Here is a 26,157-nt window from a genome sequence, read left to right on the forward strand (position 1 = left end):
TCGGCGGCGAAGGCTGCGGCTGAAACGAGTTCATCGGCGGATGCCTCGGTTGATTTCAAGGCGAAGGCTGATGCTGACGCTGACCCGAAGGCGAAGGAATCACTTGCGATTACCGGTGGGCAAGCAGGTACTGGCGTTCTCGCGCTAGGTGTATTGTTGTTCCTGTGTGGTGTGATCGTTATAGCTCGTAAACGAGCACATCGAGACGAACCGATGAGTTCATAGCCCGGCAGTGAAGCGGGGTGGCGATGCCTGATCGGTATCGCCACCCCGCCATCTTTTTGGTGTGTCTGATAGAGCCCTATCGAACTCAGACATACGATAGAGATTGCTGACTCCAGGGGGGGGAGAGAATAAGGCGTGGTCACATTAGATCCTTTGGTTGTAGCTGCTGCGCAGGGAGACCGTAAAGCTGCGGGAGAGTATTTTACGAAGAATCTAAGCTATCTGATGGTTCTCGCGCGCCGAATCTCTGGCGGTGTTATGGATCCAGAGGATCTGCTGTCGGAGAGCTTTCTCAGACTGCTTGAACAGTGGTCAATCGGTTCGGGGCCAACTCAGAATGTCAATGCATACCTTGCAGTGATTATGCGGAACAGAGTAAAGGATGAGCTCAAGTCGCCTCGTTCGCGCGTGAGAGTGCTCGACCAGTCTGAGGATATCGTTGATCCGACGGCACAAGACATGACACACGTCGAAGTTCGAAACGAAGTGCATCTCGTTCGCAAGGCTTTAGAGAACCTGCCCCAAGATCAGAGTAAAGTGCTGCTCGCGATGACAGTTTTGGGGGAGAAGCCCCGCAACTTAGAGAAAGAACTGGGCCGCCCTGCAGGCGCGATATCGTCCCTACACCGAAGAGCTAAGCTCTCTCTTCGTAAAGAAGTATTCCGTTTGGTACTTGGAGGCGACGCTCCTTCGCCATGTATTGAAGCGATTAACCGCGTACCCGAGAAATTTCCGGATCTGCCGTCACAATACGTCGGCGATATAGAGAACCACTTTGAGGGCTGTGAGAGGTGCAGAAGAGCCTGGACTCGGTTTGGTCGGCTTGCCATGGCGTTTGGAATTCTGCCCCTGGCGACAGCTGGAGGATTAGTTTTTGGTCCGGCGACCGAGGTGCAGGCTGCAAGCTTGATACACGGAGCCGAAACCGGACAGTATGGTCAGTCGTCTGCGCCCCAGGACTTGACGCAGAGTGAGGTACTTGAGCGAGGGGGTTCAGCAAGCTCTGAACACCCAACGCGCTCTCTCACTGCACGTCAAAGCGGAAAACAGCCGCTCCAGGCTGGTGGTTTCTTGGTTGTGTTGAGGCAATATGGCACTGGGGGCCTAATCGCGGTCGCGGGACTGCTGGCAATGGCGATTGGGGTTGTTACTCTCATCATGACCTCGCCCACGCCCACAGCTAGTTTCTCTGTTACGCCGGTGGAGGGCACCTTGAGATCAAATGATTTCAGGGTGGATTTCAGCGTTTCAGAAAAGAGCTGGCGAATTCAAACTCTTACGTTGGAAGCCGCTCAAGAGGTCGAGCAAATCAAATCCCCTCCGGGCTGGGAATGCTCTCTCCAGGGCAACGCTGCGCGATGCGTGACTAATGTAGTCAACAGCGAGGGTGGAAATTTCACAGTTAAAAGACGGAACACTTCGTCAGATTCTCGTCTGATATTCCTAATCAGCGCCGAAACGGGTAGCGGGAGGAACATACTCGGCACTGTTGAGCTCTCTGAATAATCGTATGCGGGTTTGAGGATGGAATTCTGACGCAGGGGCCTGCTGCACTTTTACATGACAGATCAGTTCAGCGGCGAGTGCTACTTGCACTTTCTGGACAGTTCCACGCTCGGTCTACGCCAAACGCCCCAAACACGTTTCTCTGTGGCATGTATACCAAGATGCTTTATTGCAGTTCAGCAACCTTCTGTGCGAACCTGTGAAGCGCCCCGGGGTCTGATTGAAGCTCTCAATGTTAAGAGGAGAGTCATGGCAGCACCTCGAAACAATGACGAGAAACCCAAAGAAGTGCTAGACACGGACGGTGCTGGACGCGCGCCAGAAAACCCGTCGTGAAGTCCGGAGCCATCAAGCGGATCGCCGACCAGCTCGATATCCGTCCCGACGCGTTGCTGACCTGGGCTAGGCAGGCGGAGATAGAAGCCGGCCATATGCCAGACACTAGGGTCTGCTGAAGGTTTGCTTGACTCGGGTTTCTTTGGTTAGGTAGCCAAGTCGACCGCACTTCTCACTATAGTTTCGAACTCGACCAGGGTAAGTTTCCCGAGGCGTCACTGTTTGCATTTTGTGGTGGTATTTCTCTTCGACCCAGTGCACGATAACGAGCCGGAGTGCTTACGTGTGGCCCATCCTTTTCTGTCGAGTAGGTTCTTTTTAACAAGCTGAAGAACGGTTTTATACCGCGTTATCTTCACACGCACCAACTCAGTCCATCGAGTGTTTCAGCTTGTGCATTTTCAGCGCCTGCTGGAACTTCCTGCTCCGAAATTGACTTCTATGATCGCTGTGTATCACGACACCTTCTGGGTAGTTGCGCTGCATCAGCGGGTTCTCTAGCGCAAGAACTGCGAGTGACGGTTTCATACGCTCTATCGATTGCGTATCCGACGAACTTGTTCGAGCACAGGTCTTTGAACGTGCACAAATACAGCTTGCCCTCATTATTCGGATGCTCGGTATTATCTGTCAGCCATAACTTGTCCAGCCCGTCCGCGGTGCAGTCTTTCTGCACGAGGTCATCACTCACAAGATCCCCGGTTTTCTTATCCTTGAGGGTTACGCCTCACAATGGGTGATTGGACGGCACCGTCCTTGCGCAGCCGCCACACGCGTTGTTCTGAGATGCCGTACCCGAAGTCATGCAGGTCGTTAACAGGAAACACGGTAACGGCCCTCCTCGTCATAGGCGCGGAATTCCCACAACACCCCGATGAGGTGGGCCTCCTTGATTTCTCGAGCTGATAACGGCTGTTTCAACGATTGATAATACGGCTGCTTCGAGAGTCCGAGCATCCTGCGCATCACTGCGAGCGGCACACGAATTCTGGCACCGGTCGCAGCCATCTCACGAACGAGAGTATAGCTCACCTTGGGGCGTAGAGTGAATATGTGACACTTACGATGCTGTGGGCATGAGCATCTCGTTCTCTTGCGTTAACAGCTTGTTCCGGCGTATGCTCTCACGCACTTTCGCGTCTTCTGCAGCAAGTAAATCTTGCGCTAGGGCACCCCTGTTTAGTCCGCTCAGCATCAGCCACCCATTTCGACATCGCTGACGTCGACACACCGAGGCCTCGGCATACCTCGCAGTGTAACGCGCCGGCTTTCACCAAGGCGACCGCGTCACGCTTGAACTCTTCCGAATACTTTATGGTTTGAATTTCTCAATCCCTGCCCCGTTCACACGAAGTGGACAAGAACGAACCAGCCTATTAGCAGACCCGTTCGTGCCCCGTGAGGTCGAAAACGAGCTGTGTACCGACGACCATGATCCACCGTCTCGCACAGTGGATGGTTACTGACAACTGGGTAGTAGTTAGAACGGACGGCCCTCGCCGAGAAGATCAGCAATGGTGGAGCCGTCGGCGACTAGGCTTGCCGCGCGATGCCGAAGGATGCCCTCCCTTGGCGACGTGCGCCCGAGTGTCCTCACAGCCGAGGACTTGCTGCTCGAGCGAGTCTGACCGGAGGATGATGACGCGATTGCTTCCTGGACTGCGGCGCTGACCGCGGCGCGGACGATCCCAGGATCTGCGAAAGTGACCAGAGCGCGCCCGGAGGCTCTGAACCAGCCTGCAAGCCCACAGCGACCGCCAGTCCATGTGTTGAGGGCTGGCCGGTACGGACGTAGGTGGCCGATACGCGGGATTCTGGGCCGAACGAAACCGGGCAAAAGGCTGGCGCCTGAAGGCTTCTGCCACGAACGGCGATCTATAGGCTAGGGTTGAGTTCAGTGACACGGGGTGCTGCCAAGCGCAGCTGAGATTACACCCGTCGAACCTGATCCAGTTCGTACTGGCGAAGGGAATGTCCGAATGAGCAGGGTACATTCGGGGCACCGAATGGGGTGTCTGCGGCTGGCTATACTCGCAAAGCTCGGCTTCTCTTCGTCGCGAAGAAAGTTGAGAGACAATGCCCGCTTCACCCTCAGGCGCCCTGCTCGATGAGCTTCGGGCGCAATCGCCCCTGGTGCACAGCATCACCAACTCGGTGGTGCCGAACTTTACCGCGAACGTGCTGCTCGCTATTGGCGCGGCGCCCGCAATGGTCGACATCGTCGGCGAGGCCGGGCTCTTCGCCCGGGTCGCGGGCGGCCTGCTCGTGAACGTGGGAACCCCCACTCCAGAGCAGCGCGAGGCGGCCGAAGAGGCGGTCGAGTCCGCTCTCGATGCCGGCACCCCGTGGGTGCTCGACCCCGTCGCGGTTGGCGCGCTGCCCATTCGCACCGAGCTCGCGAAGCGTCTCGCCGAGAAACAGCCCTACGCGATTCGCGGCAATGCCTCTGAGGTGCTCGCGCTCGCGGGCGAGGGTGCGGGAGGCAAGGGCGTTGACTCGGCCGACACGACCGAGGCGGCGGGGCCCGTCGCGGTAGAGCTAGCGCGCCGGCTTGGCACCGTTGTCGCGGTGTCGGGGCCCGAAGATTTCATTACCGATGGCCAGCGGATCCTCCGGGTGGCAAACGGCGATGCGATGCTCACGCGCGTCACGGGTGGCGGTTGCGCGCTTGGTTCGCTCGTTGCCGGCTTTGCTGCGGTGCGCGGCGAGGTGCCTCCCATCGAGGCGGTCGCCGCAGCACATATCGTGTACGGTATCGCGGCCGAGCGTGCAGCAACGGGGGCAGCGGGGCCCGGAACCTTCGCGGCGCGGCTCATCGACGCGCTGTATGAAGTGAGCTCGGCCGATGTTGCGGCTTCAGAGCGGCTGCGCGAAGAGGCGGTGGCGGCGTGAACCTCGGCATCTATCTCGTGACCGACCGTGCCCTGTGTGGCGAACGCGGAGTCGTGCAAACGGTGCGGCAGGCGGTCGATGGCGGCGTCAACACCGTGCAGCTGCGTGAAAAGTACGACGGCTTCGACGAGCAACTGCGCGAGCTCGAGCGCCTCGCCGAGGTGATCGACGGCTGCGCCCTGCTCGTCATCAACGACCGACTCGACGTCGCGATCGCCGCTCGCGAGCGCGGCATCGCGGTCGATGGCGTGCACCTGGGGCAGGGCGATACTGCTGTGGATCGGGCCCGGGGCGAACTCGGCCCCGACGCGATCGTCGGGCTCACGGCCAACACCCCGGAGCACCTCACCGCGGTCGCGAGCATGCCAGAAAGATCGGTCGACTACCTCGGCATCGGTGTGATTCGGCCCACCTCGACGAAGCCGAACCATCCGCCGGCGCTCGGCTTCGACGGCTTCGAGCACCTCGCAGCGACGGCGCCGGTGCCCTCGGTCGCGATCGGTGGCGTCGAGCTTGCCGATACCGCCGAGCTGCGGCGCCGCGGCGCCGCAGGCATCGCGGTCGTCTCGGCAATCTGCGCGGCTCCCGACGCCGAAGCCGCGGCTCGCGACTTCGTGCGCGCATGGCACTCGGGCGAGGTGACCCGATGAGGGCCGCGCGGGTTCTGACCGGAGCGGTCGCGGTGCTGCTCGCCGGGGCGATTGCCGGGTGCGGGAGCGGGGCGGGATCCGCCGCGGTGCAATCGGGGGAAGCGGGCGCTTCTGGCGCCAGCGAGAACGGGGCGAAGATTCGCTTCGCGCTCGACTGGACCCCGAATACGAACCACACCGGGCTCTACGTCGCGCTCGAACGGGGCTATTTTGCCGACGCCGGGCTCGACGTCGAGGTGCTGCCGTTTAACAACATCAACCCCGAGGTGCTCGTCGACGCGGGGCAGGCCGAGTTTGGCATCAGCCATCAGGACACCGCGAGCATGGCGATCGCCGCGGGAGCAGGCCTCATCTCGGTGCTCGCGGTTGAGCAGACATGGGCGAGCGAGGTCGCGGTGCTCGCCGACCGTGACGACATCGAGAGCCCTGCCGATCTTGACGGGCTCGTGTTCGGCGGCTTCGATAACCCCTCAGAAACGGCGACCATGCGCGGCGTCGTTCAGGCTGCCGGCGGCACCGGCGAGTTCGAGACGGTCGTGCTCGCGACGAACGCCTACGAGGCGCTCTACTCGGGGGCGGTCGACTTCACGGTTCCGTATGTGGCGTGGCAGGGTATCGAGGCGGCCCGGCGGGGCATCGAGCTGAAGACCTTCGCGTACACCGACTTTGGGTTTCCCGACTCGTACCAGGTCGTGACGATCGGCCAGCGCGACTGGCTCGACGCACACCCTGATGAGGCGCGGGCCTTCGTGCAGGCGCTTGCCCGCGGCTACGAAGAGTCGATTGCCGACCCCGAGGGGGCCGCGACCATGCTGCATGACGCAAATGCCGGGCTGCTCACCGATCTTGATCTGCTCGTTGAAAGCCAGCGCATGCTCGCTGAGCGCTTCATGCTCGACGACGCGGGCGAGTTTGGCGGGCAGACCGAGCAGCACTGGCGTGAGCTCGGCGTCTTTCTCTTCGAAGCGGGCCTGCTCACCGACCGCGACGGGAAGCCGCTCCCTGCCGAGCCCTCGTGGCAGGACTTCTTCACGAACGACTACCTGCTCGGGTGAGCGTGCAGCGTGAGACGAGCGCACCGCGCGGCTGGTGGCAGGCCGTCGCGGTGCCGCTCGGGTTTCTCGGCGCCCTCGTCGTCGTGTGGGAGGCCGCGGTGCGCGTGAGCGGCGTGCGCCCGCAGGTGTTGCCGGCACCGTCACTCGTTGCGGCATCTGGGTGGGATCACCGCGAAGCCATCGCGGGGCACGCCGTGGCGACCCTGGGGGTCACCGCCGTGGGTTTTGCGGTCTCACTCGTCTGTGCCTGGGCGCTCGCGATCGCGGTCGACTTCTCGCCGCTCCTGCGCCGTGCCGCGCTGCCCCTCATGGTCGCGTCGCAGACCATCCCGGTCATCGCGATTGCTCCGCTCATGATCATCTGGTTCGGCTTCGGCCTGCTGCCGAAGGTGCTCGTCGTCGCGCTCGTGACGTTCTTTCCCGTGGCGATCGGCCTCATCGAGGGTTTCGCGAGCGCCGACCGCGAGGCCGGGGCGCTCCTGCGCAGCATGGGGGCCGGGCGCGTGCGCGAGTTCGTGCTGCTGCGGCTGCCCACCGCGCTGCCGCTCTTCTTCACGTCACTGCGCATCAGCGTGACCTACGCGGTCGTTGGCGCGATCTTCGCCGAGTACGTCGGGGCACAGTCGGGCCTCGGCATCTACATGAGCGTGCAGAAGAACGCGTTTCGCACCGATCTCGTGCTCGCCGCCGTCGCGGTCACCGCCCTCGTGAGCATCGCGCTCTATCTCTTGACCTTTCTTGTCGAGCGCATGGTGATTCCGTGGCACTCACACGAACGGAGGGCCCGCCGTGCCCGCACCAACTGAGCCCCGCCTCTCGCTGCGCGGCGTCTCGCGTGACTTTGCCCTTTCGCGCGGCGAGATACGCTCCGTGCTCGACGACGTCTCGTTTGACGTCGAGCCCGGAAGCTTCGTCTCGATCGTCGGCCCCTCGGGCTGCGGCAAGAGCACGCTCTTCAACATCATCGCCGGGCTCGATACGCCGACGGCTGGCAGTGTGCTCGCCGACGGCGTCGACGTGCGCGGATCGGCCGGCCACGCCGCCTACATGCCCCAGAAGGATCTGCTGTTCCCGTGGCGCACGATCGCCCAGAACGTCGCGCTCGGCCTCGAGGTGCAGGGCAGGTCACGCAGGGAGGCGCGGCGTGAGGTGCGCGAGTCCTTCGCGCAGTTCGGGCTCGAGGGCTTCGAAGACGCGCTCCCCTTCGAACTCTCTGGCGGCATGCGGCAGCGCGCCGCCCTGCTGCGCACCGTCGTGCAGCAACGCCGCACCCTGCTGCTCGATGAACCCTTCGGCGCTCTCGACGCGCTCACCAAACGCGAGCTGCACGACTGGCTACAGAGGGTGTGGATCGAACACGACTGGACAGCCCTGCTCATCACCCACGACGTGCGCGAAGCCGTTCTCCTGTCAGATCGCATCATCGTGCTCGGCCCCCGGCCAGCCTCAGTGCGCCTGGTGCTCGACGTCGACTTACCGAAGCCGCGCACGCTCGCCGTCGCCCAGAGCCCCGAGTTCGCGGCGCTCGAGCGTGCGGTGCTTGCGGCGCTGGGCGCGGGTGCTGACGCCGAGGCTGCCGCTGCCGCTTCTGCTCCCGCTGCCGCTGCCGCTGCCGCTCCCGCTGCCGCTGCCGCTCCCGCTGCCGCTCCCGCTGCTCCCGCGGCCCCCGCTGCTCCCGCGGCCCCCGAAAACAGCCCACGAACTAACGCAACCCCCAAGGAGAACCTGTGACGAGAAGAACCCCGATCCGCCTCAATGCCTTCGCGATCAATGGCGTGGGTCATCAGATTCCGGGGCTGTGGCGCCACCCCGACGACCGCTCGCGTGATTACACGAGCCTCGAGCACTGGACGAACCTCGCGCGGCTGCTCGAGCGCGGCCACTTCGACGGGATCTTTCTCGCCGATGCTCTGGGGCCCTACGACGTGTATGAGGGAAGCGCTGACGCCGCACTTCGAACCGCGGCGAAGATTCCGATGAACGACCCGATGATGCTCGTGAGCGCGATGGCGGCCGTCACCGAAACCCTCGGCTTCGGCGTGACGGCGACGACGACCGCTGAGCACCCGTACACCTTTGCGCGGCGCATGTCGACGCTCGACCACCTCACCCGCGGGCGCATCGGGTGGAACGTCGTCACCGGCTACCTCAAGAGCGCCGCACAAAATCTGGGGCAGGTGGATCAGCTCTCGCACGACGAACGCTACGACCACGCCGACGAGTACCTCGAGGTCGTGTACAAGCTGTGGGAGGGCTCGTGGCAAGACGATGCGGTCGTGCTTGACGCCGAGCGAGACACGTTCGCCGACCCCGCGCGGGTGCACCCGATCGCGCACGAGGGGCGTTACTTCAGCGTTCCCGGCCCGCACCTGTGCGAGCCCTCGCCGCAGCGCACCCCCGTCGTGTACCAGGCCGGGGCCTCGCCACGCGGTATTCGCTTTGCGGCCCGTCACGCCGAGGCGATCTTCGTTGCGGCGCCCACGATCGAGCAAACCCGTGAGCAGGTCACGAAGATTCGCGACGGCCTCGAAGCTGCCGGCCGCGGCCGCGATGCCGCCCGCATCTACGCCCTGCTCACGATCGTCACCGACGAGACCGACGAGCTCGCGGCCGCGAAGTACCGTGACGTCTTCGCCTACGCCTCAGAGGTGGGCAACCTCGTGCTCAACTCGGGATGGTCGGGCCTCGACCTCTCGCAACAAGACCTCGACGCCCCGCTTGAGCCCGCCGCCACGAACGCGATTCAGACGACGGTGGCGAGCCTGTCGGGGGCGCGGGGCGGGGGAGTTGGCGGGCCTGCTGGTGCTGGCAGTTCTGCTGGCCCGGGCGGGACTGCTGGTGCTGGCTCTGGCGGTCTTGCTGACCCCGGTGAGCCTGCTGGTGCCGGCGATTCCGACTTCGCCGGCGACGCCCGGTGGACACTACGCGACAGCGCCCGCATCAACGCGACCGGTGGCCCGGTCGTTGTTGGCTCGGGCGAGACGGTGGCCGATGCCCTTGAGCGTCTCGTCGCTGAGACTGGTGTCGACGGCTTCAACCTTGCCTACGCGCTGAACCCCGGAACGTGGGAAGACGTCATCGAGCACGTCGTGCCGGTACTGCAGCGACGCGGTCTCTACCCGACTGAGCCGCAGCCCGGGACGCTGCGCGACCGAATGTTCGGTGCGGGCGACCGGCTGCCCGCTGCCCACCCGGGGGCTTCGTACCGGCGGGGGTGAGGGGCGCTCGCAGTTATGGCGGTGAGGGGCGCGGCGATCACTGGCGCGGTCGGGCTCCGGGCTTGATCCGCCTCGAAACGCTTCGGGTTCGCGTTTACTTGACGAAAAGCAGGGTGTGAACGCGAAAACACCCTGCTTTCCGTCATATGGATCGGGAAAAGGGGCGGCGAGTACAGTGCGGTGTCACATGGCGCAGCCTTTCGTGGCCGGCGCCGCGTGAAACGACGCAATGGCTGGCTGAGGCGGCGTTGAAAAGTGCGATTTGGCGTCTACTTGACGAAAAGCAGGGTGTAGACGGCAAAACACCCTGCTTTTCGTCAAGTAGATCGCGAAACCGCGAAACAAGACCGCCGCCGGGACCGCGAACGCCGCGTGGCCAGCGCGGGCCCCGGCAGCCCCGTGGCCCGCAAGAGCCCCGAACCGCCTACCGCCTACCGCTCAGCCCCGCCCGCGTCGAGCGCCTGCTGCCAGAAGTCGGACTCGAGGCGCGTCGCAGCGCGGAACACCTCGACGAGGGCGTCGAAGCGTTGCGGGGTCACGGCGCCGCCGGTGAGGGAGTCGAGTCTCGCGATTGCGGCCTGCGCTGCGCTTTGGAAGCCTGGGCCTGAGTACTCGCTGATCCACTCGGCGTAGGGGTGGTCGGCCCGGTTCTGCAGTTGCGGGGCCAGTGCGGTGCCGATCTCGGCGTATCCGATGGTGCAGGGCGAAAGGGCGATGTGCAGGTCGAGCAGGTCGCCCGACATGCCGGTGTCGAGCACGTAGCGGGTGTAGGCGACGGTGGCCTGCTTCTCGGGAACGCGGGCGAGCTCAGGCTCGGAGATTCCCCAGCGCTCGGTGAGGCGACGGTGCAGTTCGGTCTCGTGCAGAATCGCGCCGAGGGCCCCGCTCGCGTCGGTGATATCGGCGAGGGTGCGGCTCTTGTAGGCGGCGAGCGCGTTGGCGCGGGCGAACTGCACGAGAAAGAGGTAGTCCTGCTTGAGGTAGTCCTGAAAGACGGCGAGCGGCAGGGTGCCTTCGCCGAGCTGGCGCACGTATTCGTGCTCGGTGTAGGCCTGCCATTCGGGGCCGATCGCGGCCTTGAGGTCGGTGAACAGGGTCATCGTGGGTCTCCTTCGGTCGTGGTGGGGTGGTTCCAGAGTTCGTGAAAGTGGTGCACGGGGCCCTGGCCGCCGCCGACATCGAGGTCGTCGGCGTGACGTAGCGCGCCGGTCAGGTATTCTTTTGCGCGAGAAACGGCGGCGACGGGTTCGCTGCCCGGCAGCAGGGCCGCGATCGCGGCCGAGAGGGTGCAGCCGGTGCCGTGGGTGTTGACGGTGCGCACGCGGGGCGAGGTGAACTCGGCGACTGAAAACGCGGCGGATCGCCCACCCCGATCCCCACTCACGCCCGAAGTGGAGGTTGCGGTCGCGGGCCCCGCAAGCAGGTCGACGCTGTCGCCGTCGGTGAGGTGACCGCCCTTGAGTAGCACCCAGGGCGAGCCGAATGTCATGAGGTCGTCGAGCGAGGCCCGCATGCCGGCGAGGTCGGTGATCTCGGTGTCGCGGCCGAGCAGCACCTGCGCCTCTGGCAGGTTCGGGGTGATGATTGTTGAGCGGGTGACGAGGCGCTCGCGAATCGCGTCGACCGCCTCGGGCGCGAGCAGGTGGTCGCCGCTCTTGGCAACCATGACGGGGTCGAGTATGACGGGGCAGGTGGCGTAGCGGTCGAGGCTGTCGGCGATCGCCTCGATGATGCCGGCATTGGCGACCATGCCGATCTTCACGGCGTCGACGCGCACATCGTCGAACACCGCGGCGATCTGGTCGGCAACGAAACTCGGTTCAAGGGCCACGAACTCGCGCACGCCGCGGGTGTTTTGCGCGACGACGGCGGTCACGACGCTCATGCCGTAGGCGCCGAGCGCCGAGAACGCTTTCAGGTCGGCCTGAATGCCGGCGCCGCCCGTGGGGTCGGTCCCTGCGATGGTGAGGACGTTCGAAATCACAGTGCTCTCTTTCGTTGCTGCTCGTGTCGAGTTCGCAACGAAAGGGGTGTGGGTGTGCTGGGGCGCCGTCGTGGCGCCGAGCATCGACATCCCTCCGCGAGTACGAACTCGATCAGGTTCTCGGGTGTCATCTCAGCCCGCGTGGGCACCCCGTGTCTTGCCTCCACCATAGTGCACCAGGGGCTGCGGTGGGCAAGTATGTGTATGCGAAGAGTCGCTAGAAATGATCGGGCAGGAGGGTGTGCGCTTCGAGGCCAAGCTCGCGTTCTACCGTGCCAATGACGGTTGCGACGACTCGTGCTTCGAGTTCTTCGGCACCGCCGTTGGCGTAACTAGAGAGCGCGTCGAGCAAGATCATGGTGAGGAGCGCGGCCTGTTCGTCATCGTCGCACGTGAAGTGGCCCAGGGCGTTGCCCTCGCGCAAGATGCTACCGAGGAGCTCACGGTTTGAGGTTTCCCGCTCGGTGACGGCCCGTTTGAGTGCGTCGTTGAAGCGGCTCAGGTTTCTCGCGTTGAGCCAGAGCCTGCTGTACTGCAGCGACTCTGGTGAGAGTGCCTCGGTGAAGAACAGTTGCAGTTGTTCACGGGGCCCAGCTGCGTCTGGTCGTGTGAAGAGTGTCTCTTGTTCAGTCTTCGTCGCGTGTAAAAACGCTTCGGCGACAAGACTGTCGGCTTCGGGAAAGTAGTGGTGAATGAGTCCAGGGCGCACAGCGATGTGTTCGGCAACGCGTCTGAGTGTGACGCGTTCAAGCCCTTCGGTGAGGCCGATCGTGGCCGCAGCTGCGGTTATCTCGGTGACCCGCTCTGCCGGTCGACGGCGCTTGGGGGCGGCATCGGGTGAGGGCATGAGAGCAATATACCACTTGGGAAAAGTCGGCGAAAAATGTTATTGGTCGCTCGACCAATAAGGTGTTATGCTGATCGCACCCACCCGAGCCTCGGCGCTTGGGCTACCCACGAAAGGTGTGAGAATGAACGCTGAGATGCTCTTGAGAGCGGCAAAGGTCATTTCGCCCGGTGATGGTGATACCTCGCTCGCGACGCATGTGTCGATTGCAGATGGGCGCATTCGCGCGATCGGCGGCGTAGAGCTCGAACAGCTCGAACACGATGAAGTGCTCGATTTTGCTGGTGCGACGGTTATGCCCGGCCTCGTCGATGTGCACACGCACCCGGTCTGGGGCTCTGCAGCCCAGGGAGGTGGCGTGGGCTGCGCTGAGGCTTCTACGCTTGATGCGCTGCGTGCCCTTCTCGAAGCGGCAGCCAGGGCCGATGGTGAGGGGTGGATCAGCGGGCATGATCTCGATGTCAGCGTGTTTCCCGGCGGGATTCCCGACGGCCGAGTGTTTGAACAGTGGTTGCCAGGGCGAAAAATCGTGCTGATGACCCGTGACGCCCACGCCCTTGTAGTGAGTCCCGCGGTCGTGGCTGAGCTCGGGTTAACGGGTGAAGAAACGTTTGCTGATACCTCAGAGATCGTGTGTGATGGCCACGGTGTGACGGGGTGGGTCGTCGAACTCCAAGCGATGGATCTCGTGCTTGACCAAGCCCCTGCGGTACCGCTGAATGTTCACGCCGAGTATTTGCTCGAGACCCTTGAATCATTTGCTGCGGCGGGGCTGACCGAGATTCACGCCCTTGATTTTCATGAGCCATCGCGTGAACTCTTTACTGCGATTGAGCGTGATCGTGAACTGCCCCTGCGCGTTCGGGCGTTTCCACTTGTTCCTGCCGATTCAAGTGCTGTTGAGTGGCGAGAGATTGCGGCGTTGCAGGGGCAGCAGGGGCGTCGGTGGAGCGTTGACGGCGCGAAATTTATGCTCGACGGCACGGCTGATAACGGTACTGCATGGTTCGAAACCCCCGATTGTCTGGGTGAGAACCAAGAGTCGCTTTGGCGCAATCCCGAGGCGTACCGTGAGGCAATTCGTTTCTTTACCGCTCAAGGAGTTCCTACCGCAACGCATGCAATCGGCGATAGAGCCGTGCGCTTCGCCCTTGAGGTGCTCGCCGAGGCAGGGCCCGTGGGGGCGACGCCGCACCGTATTGAGCACATCGAATCGATCCCCGATGACCTCGTGCATGCGTTTGCAGAGGCCGGTGTGGTCGCAAGCTTACAGCCGACGCACGCAACGAGGCTCACCCAGCCCGATCAGAGTGATAACTGGTCGAAACGCATTGGGGCCGACCGGGTCGCTCAAGGGTGGCGCGTGAAAGATCTTTGTGAGGCTGGCGCGGTGGTCGTTTTGAGCTCTGACTGGCCTATCGGTGTGGGTGACCCCAGAGTTTCGCTTGCCGATGCGCAGGTACGGCGTCCGGTTGAAGAGGAGCGGCACACACCGCACCAGCCCACGCAGGCAATCTCGGCGCTCGAGGCGTACACGGCGATGACCCTGGGCCCAGCGCGGGCGGGCGGCGTAGCCGAAACTCGCGGCCGAGTGCGCGCGGGTATGGTTGCAGACCTCGTTGTCTTTGAACAGAACCCGCTTGATCTCACCCCACGCGAACAGTCGACGAATGCGGTGCTCGCAACCTTTGTTGGCGGCGAACGATCCGCGAACCGGGTAGGAACGCAGCGCGTTGAGACGAGCCCCACCAGAAACTCCCATGGCGAATACCGCTGACCACGAACGACGAGTACCACTGACCACAAACGACGGGATGCAATGATGCACGAACAACGACGACACCTCACGATCGAGGGCGACAGTCACGAAGCCCTAGGCCAGAGTCGCGGTGAACAACTGCGAGCCACGCTTCGCTCCGGGTACGAACGCTATGCCGAGCTCTTTCGGCTGCTTGGCATTAGCGAAGAGACCGAACGAGCGGGGGCGCAGCAAGCCCTTGCCGCCATTGCCTCGTGGCGCCCCGCGATCGAGCGTGAACTCGCTGCCATAGCGACCGCTTCGGGCATGACCTTGCTTGAGATCATTGCACTCAACGCACGCACCGAGATCATCGCGCTCGGCGGTTCGGGTTCTCACGAGTGTTCGACCCTGACCGCCAGCGTCGATGGGCGAAACATGGGGGTGCAAACCTGGGACTGGCACTGCGAGCTTGAAGCGTTTTGGCACACACAAATCGTTGACGGGCCGGGGTACCGAGTCGCGGGGCTCACCGAGCACGGCATCCTCTCAAAAATTGGGGTCAACGAAGCGGGTCTAGCGCTGCACTTCAATATTCTTGGACACCGTGATGATGGCGTTGGTGGGGTTCCCGTTCACGTGCTCTCTGCGGTCGTGCTGAGAGAATGCTCGACGGTCGCTGAAGCGATTGCGCTCATTCAAGCAGCACCTATCGCCTCATCGTCGGCGTTTACGCTCATCGACGAGACCCAGATGGTTTCGGTCGAAATGAGCCCGGTCGGTGTGCGGGTTATCGAGGCGGTAGAGGGCTCGGTGCAACGCACCAACCATTTTCAAGACCCGTCGTTGTGCTCGGGCCAGAAGAACGAGCTCTACGAGCCGGGATCGTCTGCCCGACTGGCGCTCATTCGAGAGCGCATTGGAACAAAGACCCTGGGCAGCGAGACAGATCTCATAGCGGTTTTGGCAACCAAACCCGGTGAACCCGAGCTGACGTGTCGCCCAGATATGTCGTTGGGCTATGGCGAACGCTGGGCAACGCTCGCGACCATTGTCACCGACCCTGAGCGGCACAGTATTCGAGTGTTCGACGGTAAACCGCCCGAGGCACCGAGCGGCGAGTGGGTTGAGCTGAAGGCCTAACCCCGAGCCTTCGGCAAAGCGTTCCTGGACTTTTGATGCCTGGGAGCGCTCTGAAGACGTGCCATTTTGCTGCCGCTGCTGCCTCACACGGCACCGAAGCGGCGTGGCCGAGTCACACATTTCAAAGGAGAAATTCAATGTCATCAACACCGGCTCAACCAACGGGAGGTCATGCCCCTGCGCGGGCGACTGAACCCGAGACTCGGGGTATCGAACTCGTTGAGGGTGAGGCAAGGCACGGTCGGCCCCGCGATCTCTTCTGGGTTTGGGCGGCCCCAAATGTCGGCGTGCTTAACCTCACCATTGGGGCATCGCTCGTGCTCATGGGGCTGAGTCTCTGGCAAACCTTTGCCGCGATTCTTGTTGGCAACCTTGTGTGGGTTCTTCCCGGCATTGTTGCCATGAGCGGCCCTTCAGCGGGCACCTCAGGATCGGTGATCGGTCGAGCGATGTACGGCATTATCGGTAACCGCTTGCTGCTCGCCTTCTCTGCGGTCATCGTCGCCTCGGCTTATCTTGCACTCAACTGGTTGGCGTCGTCTTTTGTCGGGGCAAACTATCTCGCTTCACTCGGCCTCGATGCTCCGGTCTGGGGTCCCATTCTTGTTGCGCTGTGTGTCTCGGCGGTGACCGTCGCGATCGCCGTGTACGGGCACGCGATGATCTTGCGCATTTACCCGATCTTGACGCTTGCGCTCGCCGCGGTGTTTCTCGTGGTCGTTGTACTGATCTCACCGAGTTTTGACTGGCACTACGAGCAACCAACCCCGCTTTCAGGAATGCAGCTCGTGGCCGTCTTTACCATTGGGGCAACGATTCAGGCAGCAACACCACTCTCGTTTACCAACAGCGCCGACCTTGCGAGGTACCTGCCGCGTAACGCTTCGCGGGGCGGCATTATTGCTGCGACAGCGCTCGGCGGAGCCTTGCCGAGCGTGCTCTTTACGAGTGCGGGAGCACTCATGGCGACCGGGCTTGACGCGTCGGTGTGGGTGACGGGAATCGAGGGTGCGCTGCTGCAACTCGTGCCCGGTTGGTTTGCCCCGGTGCTTGTTCTAGCGGTGGTGATGGGGGCGGTCGCCCTCAACAGCATTACGACCTACACCTCAAGCATGGCCCTTCAAGCAATCGGAGTGCCTGTCGCTCGTATTCCGGCGGCAATCATTATCGGGCTGTTCGGCACCGCGATCACGGTGTACTTGACGCTCTCGAGTAGCCTGCTCGAGGCCGTGAACCTCATGCTGCAGTTTTTGCTTATCGTTTCGGTCCCGGCCATGAGTATTTATGTGACCGACATCGTGTTGCGGCGGGTTCGCTACGACGAGGTCGACCTGTTTGATGAGCGGCCTGGCGCCAGACTTTGGTACTGGCACGGCTGGAGCGTCGCGGGCATCGTTGCAACGCTCGTTGGCGGTGGCATCACTGCTCTGAGTATCAGCACGACGATATATGTGGGGCCAATCGCGCAGGCGCTTGGTGGTGCCGACTTCTCGATTATGCTCGGCGGTGTCGCCTCGGCGCTCTGTTACACTCTGCTCTTCCGCCGCGCGCAGAAGCGGTAAACGCAAGAGCCGCGTGACCCCGAACTGATATCGGTGGATCACGCGGCTCTGGAGCCCCAGGGGCTCGTCGCGGGCGGCTCTCGCTATTCGCCCACGCGCATCACGCCGGTGGGCAGGTCACCCGCCTCGTTGAACGACATTTCGGGGGTTGGGCGGCGGAAGCCTCGCGTGAGCCATGCGAGATATACGATGCCCACGCCGGTCCAGATGAGTCCCACCTTCATGGCGAGTTCATCGAGGCTCACCCAGAGGGCCGCGTTGATGAGAAAGCCGATGGCGGGAACGAGCACCCATGACCAGGTTGAGCCGGTGATGTGGCTCGTGGTGCGGTGGCGAAGCCAGAACGCGATCACCGAGAGGTTCACGAAGGCGAAGGCCGTGAAGGCGCCGAAGTTGATGAGTGAGGTGGCCGCGTTGAGATCGAGCCGCAGTGCGACGAGGGCGATGGCGCCGACGAGCACGATGTTGAAGACGGGCGTGCCAAACTTCGGGTGCACATAGCTGAAGAGCTTGCGGGCGAGAATGCCGTCGCGACCCATAGCGTAGAGCAGGCGCGAGGCGCTGAGCTGTGAGGCAAGACCCGACGAGAGCACCGAGACCGTGGCCCCAGCGAGAAAGAGGGTTTGGAAGGCGATACCGCCGATGAGCAGCGCAATGTACGGTGAGGCGCCCTCGATGTCGTCGGCGATTGACTGCAGCGTCTCGAGGTCGGGTACGAGGGTTTGCATGACGTACGTGATTGCGACGAAGAAGGCGGCGCCGAGCGCCGCGATCCACATGATGGCACGGGGAACGGTGCGGCGGGGGTCAACGGTCTCTTCGGCGAGGGTCGTGACCGCGTCGAAGCCGAGAAAGGCGAGGGCGAGCACTGAGGCTCCGCCGACGAGGCTCATCATGTCGGCGTTCATCGAGTAGAAGGGGGCGAAGGTGAAGCTCAGTGCGTCGTCGGCGAGAATCGCTCTGACCGTGAGAATAGCGAAGACGATCGCGAGCAGCGCCTGAAACACGACCATGATCATGTTGGCCGCGGCGCTAATACGAACCCCGACGATGTTGAGGGCGGTAATGATGACGAGCAGGCCGACGATCCACAGCCAGCCGGGTACCTCGGGAAACTGTGCCGAGAGGTAGATCTTCGCGAGCAGCGCATTGATCATGGGCAAGAAGAGGTAGTCGAGCAGTGCGACCCAGCCGACGAGAAAACCGACGGGCGCTGCGATCGTGCGGCGAGCGTAGGTGTAGGCCGAGCCGGCCGAGGGGTAGACCCGCACCATCTTCGCGTAGCTGAACGCAGTGAAGAGCACGGCGATCGTGATGATGATGTACGACATGGGCACGTGCCCCTGTGTCGCCTCAGAGACGATACCGAAGGTGTCGAAGACCGCGAATGGCGACATGTAGGCGAGGCCGATGAACACGACGTGGCGTTGTTTGAGGTTGCGCTTCAGCGTTGCTGGCGTGCTTGAAGACATGGGTTACTTCCTTGTAAAGCTGGCGAGTGGGCGTGGTTGCGGGGAGCCAGGCCTTCAGCCGAGCTCCCCGCCCTTGGCGCTAGAGGCGCGGCGTGCGCGGCGGCTCGCTGCGGTACGAGCCGGTGGCCTCGAAGGCGAGACCGAGCTCGAGCAGGGCCTGGTCGTCGTAGGCCTTGCCCGCGAACGTGAGGCCCATGGGCATTGAGATATCGTCGAGCGTGCCCATGGGAACCGTGACGGTCGGTATGCCGAGGTGGCGGATCGCGAGGTTGCCGTTGGCAACCCAGACGCCGTTGCGCCAGCCGGCATCGGCCGATTCAGCGTTCACATCCATGTCTGCCTTGCCGATATCGGCGAGCGCGGGAAAGACGACCGCGTCGAGGCCGAGCTGTTCCATCCACGCTTCGAGGTCAGTGCGACGCGTTTCTTCGAGCCCGAGCACGCCCTCTTCGAGGTGCGCAATCTCGGTGAAGCTTTCGTAGGGGTGCTCGGCAACCTGGGCCGGGTAGGTTGCGATGTCGTCGTCGAAACCGACGTACCGGTCGGGCAGTGCACCCTCGGGGGCAGGGAAGATCGTGTCGCCGTCGACGAGAGTCAGCGACGACAGCTTCGGGTCGCCGTTGGCCTTGAGAAAGTCGTCCCAGGCCCACGCCGAAAGATCGATGATCTCGCTGCGCAGAAACTCGGGGCTCACGAGGCCGCGCGTTGCGAGGGTGGGGGCCCCGGCACGATCGCCCTCGTAGTTCGTGACGACCGGAAAGCCGACCTCGACCACCTCGGCACCCGCAGCCTCGAGCGCCTGACGTGCCCCGTGCCACAGAGCCATGATCGAGTCACGCGTTTCAATGCGCTCGCCGGTTGGGCCGCCGATGGTCGTGCCGGTGCCCGCCTCGTCGTCGGCGTTGATATACATGCGGGGCACGCCGAGTCGCTTACCGTGCAGGTCGGCAGCGCCGAGTTCGACGTACGACCTGGGTCGCACCGACGAAGCGCTTGGAATCGGCGCCCACGGCTGGGCTCGCCAGAAGTCGCCGCGCGTTTCGGCGTCGTCGGCTACGATCACGTCGAGCACCTCGAGCATGTCGGCCATCGAGCGGGTGTGCGGCACGACCACGTCCATGGTGGGCACGAGCGACCAGTTGCCGCGCACCGAGATGACGCCACGGCTCGGGGTGTAGGCGCACAGCGCGTTGCAGGCCGCTGGGGCGCGGCCGCTCGACCAGGTTTCTTCGCCGAGCCCGAAGGCGGCGAAACTCGCGGCGGTTGCGGTGCCAGAGCCGTTCGACGAACCCGAGGCGAAGGCGCTCGTGAGGTATTCGGCGTTGTAGGGGCTCTCGGCCCTGCCGTACACGCCGCGCTGCATACCGCCGTTGGCCATGGGTGGCATGTTCGTGAGGCCGAGGCAAATGGCGCCGCCCGCGCGAAGACGCTCGATCGTGAAGGCGTCGCGCTGGGCGACGAGGTCGGCGAAGGCGGGCGAGCCCGAGGCGGCGGTGAGGCCGGTTACGAGGTAGCTGTCTTTGGCGGTGTACGGGATCCCGTCGAGCGGGCCGAGGGTCTTGCCCTCACGCCTGCGTGCATCGGCCGCCTCAGCCTCTGCGAGGGCCTCGGGGTTACGAACGACAACCGCGTTAAGCGCGGTTTCAGAGGCAGGGGTGTCGTAGGCGTCGATGCGCGCGAGGTAAGCGCGCACGAGGTCGACGCTCGTGGTGCTGCCAGCCTCGAGTGCCCCACGGAGTTCGGCGATTGAGGCTTCGACGACGTCGATCATGAGCGCTCTCCTGTGACGAGTGGTTGCTGTTGGGTGATGCAGTGAATGCCGCCTCCGCGTGCGAAGATCGGGCGGGCATCGACCGTCACGGCTCGACGGCCGGGGTATGCGCGCTCAAGAATATCGCGTGCTCGTGCGTCGGCCTCTGGTTCGCCGAAGCCACACACCACGATGCCGTCATTGACCACGAGGTGGTTGAGGTAGCTCCAGTCGACAAAGCCCTCGTCGTCGCGCAGTTCGGCGGGCGCGGGTACGTCGATCACTTCGAGCGCGCGACCGGCAGCGTCGGTCTGGCCTTCTAGTATGACCTTCAGTTCGCGGGTCACCTCGTAGTCGGGGTGCGCGGGGTTGTCCTGGCGGTGCAGGAGCACCTTGCCGGGTGAAGCGAACGCCGCGACAATGTCGACGTGGCCGTTCGTGCCGAAGTCGTCGTAGTCGCGGGTGAGGCCGCGGGGCAGCCAGATGGCCTTCGTGGCGCCCAGGGTGCGTGCCATCTCGGCCTCGACTCGTGCCTTATTGGCGAAGGGGTTTCGGTTCGGGTCGAGCTGCACCGTCTCGGTGAGCAGCACGGTGCCCTCGCCGTCAACGTGAATGCCGCCGCCCTCGTTCACGAGTACCGAGCTCACGAGCTCGGCCCCCACCTGTTCGGCGATGATCGGGGCGATGCCGGCCGAGACCTGCCACTCGGCCCACTCGGGTGCTCCCCAGCCATTGAAAATCCACGAGACCGCACCGAGCACACCGGGGCGCTCGTCGTCGACGACGAAGGTGGGGCCGAAGTCCCGCATCCAGAACTCATCGAGGGGCGACTCCATGATGTCGACCGCTGAGCCGAGCATGTTCTTTGCGCGGGTCATCTCGGTGGGGTCGACGACCATGGTCACGGGCTCGAACTCGGCGATGGTGAGCGCGGTTTCGCTCCACGCTGCGTAGGCGGTCTCTGCCTCAGCGGCGTTCTCGCCGAGGGTTATCCCTGCTCGGGGAAACGCCATCCAGGTACGTTCGTGTGTGTCACCCTCGTGCGGCATGCGCCAGCCCATGTCTTCTCCTTTGTAGAGCATTTCGTCGTGCGGGGGCCTATGAGCCCGCTCTCCGCGAAGAACCGCGAAGCTATTGATCACTCGATCAATAAGTAATCATCTTACACTGGAGTCATCATGTCAACACCCGCCTCACGCCCTCGCGTTCGCAAAACACCCGACCAGCGATCAGACGAGATCCACACCGCAGCCGCAGCGCTCGCGCGCGAATCGGGCCTCTCAGCGCTCACGCTGCGCTCGGTTGCAACGCGGGCCGGTGTCGCTCCGGGGCTCGTCGCGCACTACGCGGGAACCATGGAAGAGCTCGTCGCCCGCACCTTTCGCGAACTCGTGAGCTCAGAGCTCGAAGAGGTGTTGACTGAGGCCAAGCAGGTGACGGGAGGCCCTGCCCGGCTCGCGCGTATGATCGCCACCGTGTTGCGTCGAGACCACAACGACATCACGCTCGTGTGGGTTGATGCGTGGTCGCTTGGCCGGGGCAGCAAGGCGCTCTCGCTCATGATCGATGAGCAGATGGGCGAGTGGCAGCGTGGCATCACCGAGATCATTGCCGAGGGGCGTGCCGAGGGCGTGTTTTGCCTCGACGATGAAGAGGCCGTTGCCTGGCACATTCTTGCGATGATCGACGGTATGGCGGCCCACGCACTCGCGCGTGGAACCGACGCTGCACTCTTTGCGAGTCGTCTCGCCGAGGCGTGCGAAACGCTCGTTGGTGCGAGACCGGGGCTCATTCAGGAGCGGTTAGAATCCATGCTCGGCGATGAAGGGCAGAGCGCCCCCACAGCGGTCTAGCCCCGCTTGCGCAGCATCCCGATCGAGAAGCCCACGCACGCGCCCAGCGCAAAACCGATCGCGGCGCCGACATCAACGGCATCCCAGCTGAGCCCAAGGAGCGCCCCGGCGCCACCGCCGAGAATTGCACCGCCGAGTACCCAGCCGGTTGACGACTGAAAGAGCCGATTGTTCTCTGACATACGGCCAGCCTACAGAGAAACTGGCAAAGGTGAACGAGCCATGCGGGTTCATCAACTTCGCTCGCTTCGATACCGGGGTCGCTGGTAGATTTTTACTGTTATCAGCGTTCCTCACGACCCCCTCTGTGGGCTAGTCCAGGAGCATCGGCCGCAATCGTGAGGAGGCTCGGGTGCAAGAGCCCTCAGAAGACCCAACCGCTAGTGAATCAGGGGCGCGAACCGGCGGGCTTTCCCGTCGCGGCGTGCTCGCGCTCTTTGGCGGGGGTGCGGCCGGTATCGCCGTCGGGGCGGCCGCAACGTCGGCCATCATCGCGGCCACGGGGGCTGACGCGGCACCGAGTGCGGGGCTCAGCTATCCCTTCTACGGCCCTCACCAGGCGGGCATCGCAACTCCGGCGCAAGACCGTATGCACTTCGCAGCTTTCGACCTGGCTGCCGACATGACGCGTGACGGGCTCGTTGAACTCTTGAGCGACTGGACCTACGCGGCGAGCCGGCTCACGCAGGGGCTCGGGATGAGCGTGAGCGGCGCGTTCGGTGGCGACTCGCTCATGCCACCCGACGATACGGGTGAAGCAGAAGGCATCGCCCCTGCGGGTCTCACCCTCACTTTCGGCTTTGGCCGCTCGCTGTTCGAGACGAGCGAGGGCGTCGACCGCTTCGGGCTCGCAGCCAAGCTACCCAACGACTTCAGTGACATGCCGAAGCTCGTCAACGACTTCATCGACCGAGAGCACTCGGGTGGTGACCTGTGCATTCAGGCGTGCGCTAATGACCCGCAGGTCGCGGTTCACGCGATTCGAAACCTTACGCGTCTCGCCTTTGGCCGTGCGCAGCTGCGCTGGTCGCAGCTCGGCTTTGGCCGAACCTCGTCGACCTCGACCGAGCAGTCGACGCCCCGCAACCTCTTCGGGCAAAAGGACGGGATGGCAAATCTTAAGGCTGAGCAGCCCGAACTCCTCGATGAACACGTGTGGATCACCGATGGTCCAGCGTGGGCCGCTGGCGGCAGTTATCTCGTGGCGAGGCGCGTCAATATGACGATCGAGATCTGGGACAGCCTGCAACTCGGCGAGCAGGAGCGAGTGACGGGGCGTGACAAGCACGAGGGTGCGCCACTGTCTGGCGGCGAAGAGTTCACCGAGCCCGACTTCACGGCTCGCGGCGAAGACGGTGCGCCGCTCATTGACGAGCGCTCGCACGTCGCGAGGGTTCACCCGAGCAACAACGACGGTATTCAGATGCTGCGCCGTGGCTACAACTTTGTCGACGGGAACGACGCGCAGGGCCGGCTCAACGCTGGGCTCTTCTTCATTGCCTTTGTGAACGCTCCTGAGCGCTTCGCGAGGGTGCACAAGAACATGGCCCGAGACGACCTCTTTGTCGAGTACCTCAAGACGACCGGTACCGGGGTGTTCCTCGTGCCGCCGGGGGTTGCTGACGGGCAGTACCTCGGGCAGCAACTGTTCGAGGCATAGTCCTCGCGGGGTGTGTGCCCCGCGAGGACTTGGGCCTAGGCCTCCTCGATACCGAGCACGGTACCCGTGAGCTTCGAGAGCGGCTCACGAAGGGCATCGATCTGTGCGACGAGCTCCTTCTGCTGTGCGTCGGTGACCTCGTTGTACAGCACGTAGCCGTCGTCGAGGTTGCCGTAACCGTCGAGCAGCTTCTGCAGCGCGTCGAACTCGGTGTTGATCTGTTTCACGAGTTCGGTGCCCTCGGCGCCCTTGCGCTCGGCGATTGGGGCGACGAGATCGAAGGCAATGCGTGAGCCCTGCAGGTTCGCCTGGAAATCCCAGAGGTCGTAGTGCGACCACCAGTTCTCTTCACCCGTGACCTTGCCAACGGCGATCTCTTCGAGCAGGCCGCTCGCACCGTTCGAGACGGTGCCGACGTTCATCTGCTGCTCTTCGATGATGGTGTCGCTGTGCACTGCGTCGTAGAGGCGGTTGCTGTCTTCAATGAGGGTCTCGCCGATGACCTTGCGCTCCTCGGGGGTCGAGGGCTTCCAACCATCCCACGCTGGTTCGCCGTCTGGCTGCACGGCGTCTTTCGCTGGTACCCAGAGGTCTTTTTCAATGCGGTGAAAACCGAGCCATTCAGTGAAACTCGGGTCGTCTGCTTCGAGTAGTTCGGCCTCGGCGAGGTAGTCGATCTCGCGGTAGTCGATGCGCGGGTCGAGCAGCCCGAGCGCCTCGGCGATGGGTTCGATGCGCTCGTAGTTGACGCGAATGTTGGCGTAGAGCTCTTTGGCCTTGTCGTCGTCGCCGTCAATGTAGGCGTTGGCAAACGCCTCGACGTTGGGAACGAGTTCAGCGACCTCGTTCTTGACGAAGTTCATGTAGTCGACCACAACCTGGTCGAGCAGTTCCTGGTCTTCGCCCTCCAGCTCGACGGGGTCACCGGTTACGGTAAAGGCCGCTTCGCCGATGTTCGCGCCACGCATGCCCGGCTTGCAGGCCGTGAAGTAGTCACCCGGCTGCAGCGAGACCGTGAGGTTTGTCGAAGAGCCCGGTGCGATGTTCTCTTTCTCAGCGGCGATGCGCAGGCCGTCGGCACCGAGCAGGTAAAACTCGGTGGTCTGGTCGCCCTCGTTGGTGATCTCGAAGGTGACGTTGCCGCTCTTGGCGGTTGCCGCAGAGACCTCGCAGCTCTCTGCCTTGGCGTTGACCGTCAGCGCGTTGCCGGCCGCGGCTTCGCCCTCTGGCTGGTTTTGTACGCAGCCTGCGAGCAGCAGCATGCCGGCGGCGGTGAGACCGACCGTGGTGATGATGTTCTTGTTCATTGCTCTCCTTGTTGAGTAGAAGTCGTTGCGATTCGGGCTTTGGCGTCGCGTGCTTGCGCGATGACCCTCTTGAAGAAGAGGGGAAACACGATGCCGATGTAGAGCGCCCAGGCGCTCACCTCGAGCCATGACATTTGCGGCACGAAGCCAAAGATCCCTTTGAGGAAGGTCGCGAGGGTTCCGCTCGGTTCGATGACGCCCTCGACGTTGAAGGCCCAGCCGAAGGGGTAAGCGGCGAGCCAGAAGGGGCCCTCGAACCCGGTGAGCACCTCGCCCGTTCGAAAGTTTGTGGGTGTGATGGGCCGGCCCGAGAACGGGCCTGGCAGCACGGTGGCCTCTTGCAGGTCGTGAATGCCGTAGGCGAGAACGCCCGCGGCAACGATGATGAGAAAGGCGCCGGTCCAGGCGAAGAATACGCGTAGGTTGATGCGCAGAGCGCCGCGGTTGAGTGCGACACCGATCGCAGCTGCGATGACGATTCCGGTGATTGCGCCGGCAAACGCGAGTGGATCGCCAGCCCAGCCCCACAGGAGCAGTGTTGTCTCGATGCCCTCTCTCGCGACGGTCACGAAGGCGAACCAGAAAATCGCCCAGCCCGTTCCGATCGCGAGTGCGGCGTCGACCCCCTGCTCGAGTTCGTGCTTGAGCTTGCCGCCAGCCCCCATCATCCAGAAGACCATCCAGGTGATCATCGCAACGGCGAGCAGCGACATCGATCCGCCAATGATTTCTTGGGCGACGAAGCTCAGGCCGTACCTGCCGAAGGTGAACAGGGCGCCGAGTGCGAGGCAGATGCCAACCGCGAGCCACACCCCGAGCCAGATCTTTTTCTTGACCTCGCCTCGCTGCAGCTTCGTCACGTATGCGAGCAGAATGCCAATGATGAGCGAGGCCTCAAGGCCTTCGCGCAGGCCGATGAGGAAGGAGGCTAGAAACAACGGGCTGGCTTTCTCGAGGGG

23 protein-coding genes and 2 riboswitches are annotated in these 26,157 nt (G+C 63.4%); of the genes, 13 read left to right on the forward strand and 10 right to left on the reverse strand.

Going from position 1 to position 26,157, the window contains the following annotated elements; translation table 11 throughout:
* A partial coding sequence (locus KTJ78_RS06035; protein WP_217133616.1) for an LAVTG motif-containing sortase-dependent surface protein occupies positions 1-225 on the forward strand: 225 nt, incomplete at its 5' end.
* A gap of 135 nt (positions 226-360) precedes the next feature.
* Positions 361-1,731, forward strand: a complete 1,371-nt coding sequence (locus KTJ78_RS06040; protein ID WP_217133618.1) for an RNA polymerase sigma factor — start codon at positions 361-363, stop codon at positions 1,729-1,731.
* Positions 1,732-3,191: 1,460 nt separating this feature from the next.
* Here KTJ78_RS06040 and KTJ78_RS13895 read toward each other — a convergent pair.
* Positions 3,192-3,392 carry a transposase gene (locus KTJ78_RS13895; RefSeq protein ID WP_369808022.1) on the reverse strand — a complete coding sequence of 67 codons (201 nt, stop codon included), beginning with the start codon at positions 3,390-3,392 and terminating at the stop codon, positions 3,192-3,194.
* 568 nt (positions 3,393-3,960) lie between these two features.
* A riboswitch (TPP riboswitch) is annotated at positions 3,961-4,056 on the forward strand.
* Between the two features lie 87 nt (positions 4,057-4,143).
* Between KTJ78_RS13895 and thiM the strand changes: the two genes are divergently transcribed.
* Genes thiM through KTJ78_RS06075 form a run of 6 tightly spaced genes read left to right on the forward strand, consistent with a single transcriptional unit; the run spans position 4,144 to position 9,882 of the window.
* The gene (gene thiM, locus KTJ78_RS06050) at positions 4,144-4,959 is read left to right on the forward strand and encodes a hydroxyethylthiazole kinase (RefSeq protein ID WP_217133622.1); all 816 of its coding nucleotides are present in this window, start codon (positions 4,144-4,146) and stop codon (positions 4,957-4,959) included.
* Complete coding sequence (gene thiE, locus KTJ78_RS06055; protein WP_217133624.1) at positions 4,956-5,609, forward strand: thiamine phosphate synthase; 654 nt, start codon at positions 4,956-4,958, stop codon at positions 5,607-5,609. Before thiM ends, thiE begins: the two co-directional genes overlap by 4 nt.
* Entirely contained in the window at positions 5,606-6,664 is a 1,059-nt protein-coding gene (locus KTJ78_RS06060) for an ABC transporter substrate-binding protein (RefSeq protein ID WP_217133626.1), read from the forward strand. The genes thiE and KTJ78_RS06060 overlap by 4 nt, the downstream gene beginning before the upstream one ends.
* Positions 6,625-7,470 carry an ABC transporter permease gene (locus tag KTJ78_RS13540; RefSeq protein ID WP_369807998.1) on the forward strand — a complete coding sequence of 282 codons (846 nt, stop codon included), beginning with the start codon at positions 6,625-6,627 and terminating at the stop codon, positions 7,468-7,470. Before KTJ78_RS06060 ends, KTJ78_RS13540 begins: the two co-directional genes overlap by 40 nt.
* Positions 7,454-8,395, forward strand: coding sequence for an ABC transporter ATP-binding protein (locus KTJ78_RS06070; protein WP_217133628.1), 942 nt, complete (start codon positions 7,454-7,456; stop codon positions 8,393-8,395). Before KTJ78_RS13540 ends, KTJ78_RS06070 begins: the two co-directional genes overlap by 17 nt.
* Positions 8,392-9,882 carry an LLM class flavin-dependent oxidoreductase gene (locus tag KTJ78_RS06075; RefSeq protein ID WP_217133630.1) on the forward strand — a complete coding sequence of 497 codons (1,491 nt, stop codon included), beginning with the start codon at positions 8,392-8,394 and terminating at the stop codon, positions 9,880-9,882. Before KTJ78_RS06070 ends, KTJ78_RS06075 begins: the two co-directional genes overlap by 4 nt.
* Positions 9,883-10,313: 431 nt before the next feature.
* On the opposite strand, the gene tenA is transcribed toward KTJ78_RS06075, so the two are convergent.
* The 3 genes from tenA to KTJ78_RS06090 form a co-directional block, all read right to left on the reverse strand.
* Entirely contained in the window at positions 10,314-10,982 is a 669-nt protein-coding gene (gene tenA / locus KTJ78_RS06080; protein ID WP_217133636.1) for a thiaminase II, read from the reverse strand.
* Positions 10,979-11,866, reverse strand: a complete 888-nt coding sequence (gene thiD / locus KTJ78_RS06085; protein ID WP_369807999.1) for a bifunctional hydroxymethylpyrimidine kinase/phosphomethylpyrimidine kinase — start codon at positions 11,864-11,866, stop codon at positions 10,979-10,981. Before thiD ends, tenA begins: the two co-directional genes overlap by 4 nt.
* A gap of 72 nt (positions 11,867-11,938) precedes the next feature.
* A riboswitch (TPP riboswitch) is annotated at positions 11,939-12,029 on the reverse strand.
* A gap of 54 nt (positions 12,030-12,083) precedes the next feature.
* The gene (locus KTJ78_RS06090) at positions 12,084-12,713 is read right to left on the reverse strand and encodes a TetR/AcrR family transcriptional regulator (RefSeq protein WP_217133639.1); all 630 of its coding nucleotides are present in this window, start codon (positions 12,711-12,713) and stop codon (positions 12,084-12,086) included.
* A gap of 124 nt (positions 12,714-12,837) precedes the next feature.
* Here KTJ78_RS06090 and KTJ78_RS06095 point away from each other — a divergent pair, with 124 nt between their 5' ends.
* From KTJ78_RS06095 to KTJ78_RS06105, 3 genes are all read left to right on the forward strand, one after another.
* Positions 12,838-14,490 carry an amidohydrolase gene (locus KTJ78_RS06095; RefSeq protein ID WP_217133641.1) on the forward strand — a complete coding sequence of 551 codons (1,653 nt, stop codon included), beginning with the start codon at positions 12,838-12,840 and terminating at the stop codon, positions 14,488-14,490.
* A 42-nt stretch (positions 14,491-14,532) separates the two neighbouring features.
* Positions 14,533-15,594 (forward strand): C45 family autoproteolytic acyltransferase/hydrolase, encoded by a 1,062-nt coding sequence (locus tag KTJ78_RS06100; protein WP_217133643.1) that lies wholly within the window; start codon positions 14,533-14,535, stop codon positions 15,592-15,594.
* A gap of 137 nt (positions 15,595-15,731) precedes the next feature.
* On the forward strand, positions 15,732-17,156 hold the full coding sequence (locus KTJ78_RS06105; protein WP_217133645.1) for a purine-cytosine permease family protein: 1,425 nt from the start codon (positions 15,732-15,734) through the stop codon (positions 17,154-17,156).
* Between the two features lie 83 nt (positions 17,157-17,239).
* Here the strand turns inward: KTJ78_RS06105 and KTJ78_RS06110 are convergent, their stop codons facing one another.
* The 3 genes from KTJ78_RS06110 to KTJ78_RS06120 all read right to left on the reverse strand — a co-directional run bounded on the left by KTJ78_RS06110 (position 17,240) and on the right by KTJ78_RS06120 (position 21,439).
* Positions 17,240-18,628: an APC family permease gene (locus KTJ78_RS06110; RefSeq protein WP_217133647.1), complete on the reverse strand. Its 1,389-nt coding sequence runs from the start codon at positions 18,626-18,628 to the stop codon at positions 17,240-17,242.
* Between the two features lie 79 nt (positions 18,629-18,707).
* Entirely contained in the window at positions 18,708-20,399 is a 1,692-nt protein-coding gene (locus KTJ78_RS06115; protein ID WP_217133649.1) for an amidase, read from the reverse strand.
* Positions 20,396-21,439 carry an agmatine deiminase family protein gene (locus KTJ78_RS06120; protein ID WP_217133650.1) on the reverse strand — a complete coding sequence of 348 codons (1,044 nt, stop codon included), beginning with the start codon at positions 21,437-21,439 and terminating at the stop codon, positions 20,396-20,398. Before KTJ78_RS06120 ends, KTJ78_RS06115 begins: the two co-directional genes overlap by 4 nt.
* Before the next feature lie 117 nt (positions 21,440-21,556).
* Between KTJ78_RS06120 and KTJ78_RS06125 the strand changes: the two genes are divergently transcribed.
* Positions 21,557-22,231, forward strand: coding sequence for a TetR/AcrR family transcriptional regulator (locus KTJ78_RS06125; protein ID WP_217133653.1), 675 nt, complete (start codon positions 21,557-21,559; stop codon positions 22,229-22,231).
* On the opposite strand, the gene KTJ78_RS06130 is transcribed toward KTJ78_RS06125, so the two are convergent.
* The gene (locus KTJ78_RS06130) at positions 22,228-22,413 is read right to left on the reverse strand and encodes a hypothetical protein (protein ID WP_217133655.1); all 186 of its coding nucleotides are present in this window, start codon (positions 22,411-22,413) and stop codon (positions 22,228-22,230) included. The two genes, KTJ78_RS06125 and KTJ78_RS06130, sit on opposite strands and share 4 nt — an antisense overlap.
* Before the next feature lie 170 nt (positions 22,414-22,583).
* Between KTJ78_RS06130 and efeB the strand changes: the two genes are divergently transcribed.
* Positions 22,584-23,891, forward strand: a complete 1,308-nt coding sequence (efeB, locus tag KTJ78_RS06135; protein ID WP_217133658.1) for an iron uptake transporter deferrochelatase/peroxidase subunit — start codon at positions 22,584-22,586, stop codon at positions 23,889-23,891.
* A 35-nt stretch (positions 23,892-23,926) separates the two neighbouring features.
* On the opposite strand, the gene efeO is transcribed toward efeB, so the two are convergent.
* Positions 23,927-25,198, reverse strand: a complete 1,272-nt coding sequence (efeO, locus tag KTJ78_RS06140) for an iron uptake system protein EfeO (protein ID WP_217133660.1) — start codon at positions 25,196-25,198, stop codon at positions 23,927-23,929.
* Complete coding sequence (gene efeU / locus KTJ78_RS06145) at positions 25,195-26,136, reverse strand: iron uptake transporter permease EfeU (RefSeq protein WP_217133662.1); 942 nt, start codon at positions 26,134-26,136, stop codon at positions 25,195-25,197. Before efeU ends, efeO begins: the two co-directional genes overlap by 4 nt.
* Positions 26,137-26,157: the final 21 nt, after the last annotated feature.

It is taken from the genome of Leucobacter chinensis, from assembly GCF_019049105.1.
Lineage (GTDB): Bacteria > Actinomycetota > Actinomycetes > Actinomycetales > Microbacteriaceae > Leucobacter_A > Leucobacter_A chinensis.

Bases quoted from the DNA above. Each gene is read 5' to 3' on its own strand.
- thiM (WP_217133622.1), top strand. From the start codon at position 4,144: ATGCCCGCTTCACCCTCAGGCGCCCTGCTCGATGAGCTTCGGGCGCAA.
- KTJ78_RS06060 (WP_217133626.1), top strand. From the start codon at position 5,606: ATGAGGGCCGCGCGGGTTCTGACCGGAGCGGTCGCGGTGCTGCTCGCC.
- tenA (WP_217133636.1), bottom strand. From the start codon at position 10,982: ATGACCCTGTTCACCGACCTCAAGGCCGCGATCGGCCCCGAATGGCAG.
- KTJ78_RS06090 (WP_217133639.1), bottom strand. From the start codon at position 12,713: ATGCCCTCACCCGATGCCGCCCCCAAGCGCCGTCGACCGGCAGAGCGG.
- KTJ78_RS06095 (WP_217133641.1), top strand. From the start codon at position 12,838: ATGAACGCTGAGATGCTCTTGAGAGCGGCAAAGGTCATTTCGCCCGGT.
- KTJ78_RS06100 (WP_217133643.1), top strand. From the start codon at position 14,533: ATGATGCACGAACAACGACGACACCTCACGATCGAGGGCGACAGTCAC.
- KTJ78_RS06105 (WP_217133645.1), top strand. From the start codon at position 15,732: ATGTCATCAACACCGGCTCAACCAACGGGAGGTCATGCCCCTGCGCGG.
- KTJ78_RS06110 (WP_217133647.1), bottom strand. From the start codon at position 18,628: ATGTCTTCAAGCACGCCAGCAACGCTGAAGCGCAACCTCAAACAACGC.
- KTJ78_RS06115 (WP_217133649.1), bottom strand. From the start codon at position 20,399: ATGATCGACGTCGTCGAAGCCTCAATCGCCGAACTCCGTGGGGCACTC.
- KTJ78_RS06120 (WP_217133650.1), bottom strand. From the start codon at position 21,439: ATGGGCTGGCGCATGCCGCACGAGGGTGACACACACGAACGTACCTGG.
- KTJ78_RS06125 (WP_217133653.1), top strand. From the start codon at position 21,557: ATGTCAACACCCGCCTCACGCCCTCGCGTTCGCAAAACACCCGACCAG.
- KTJ78_RS06130 (WP_217133655.1), bottom strand. From the start codon at position 22,413: ATGTCAGAGAACAATCGGCTCTTTCAGTCGTCAACCGGCTGGGTACTC.
- efeO (WP_217133660.1), bottom strand. From the start codon at position 25,198: ATGAACAAGAACATCATCACCACGGTCGGTCTCACCGCCGCCGGCATG.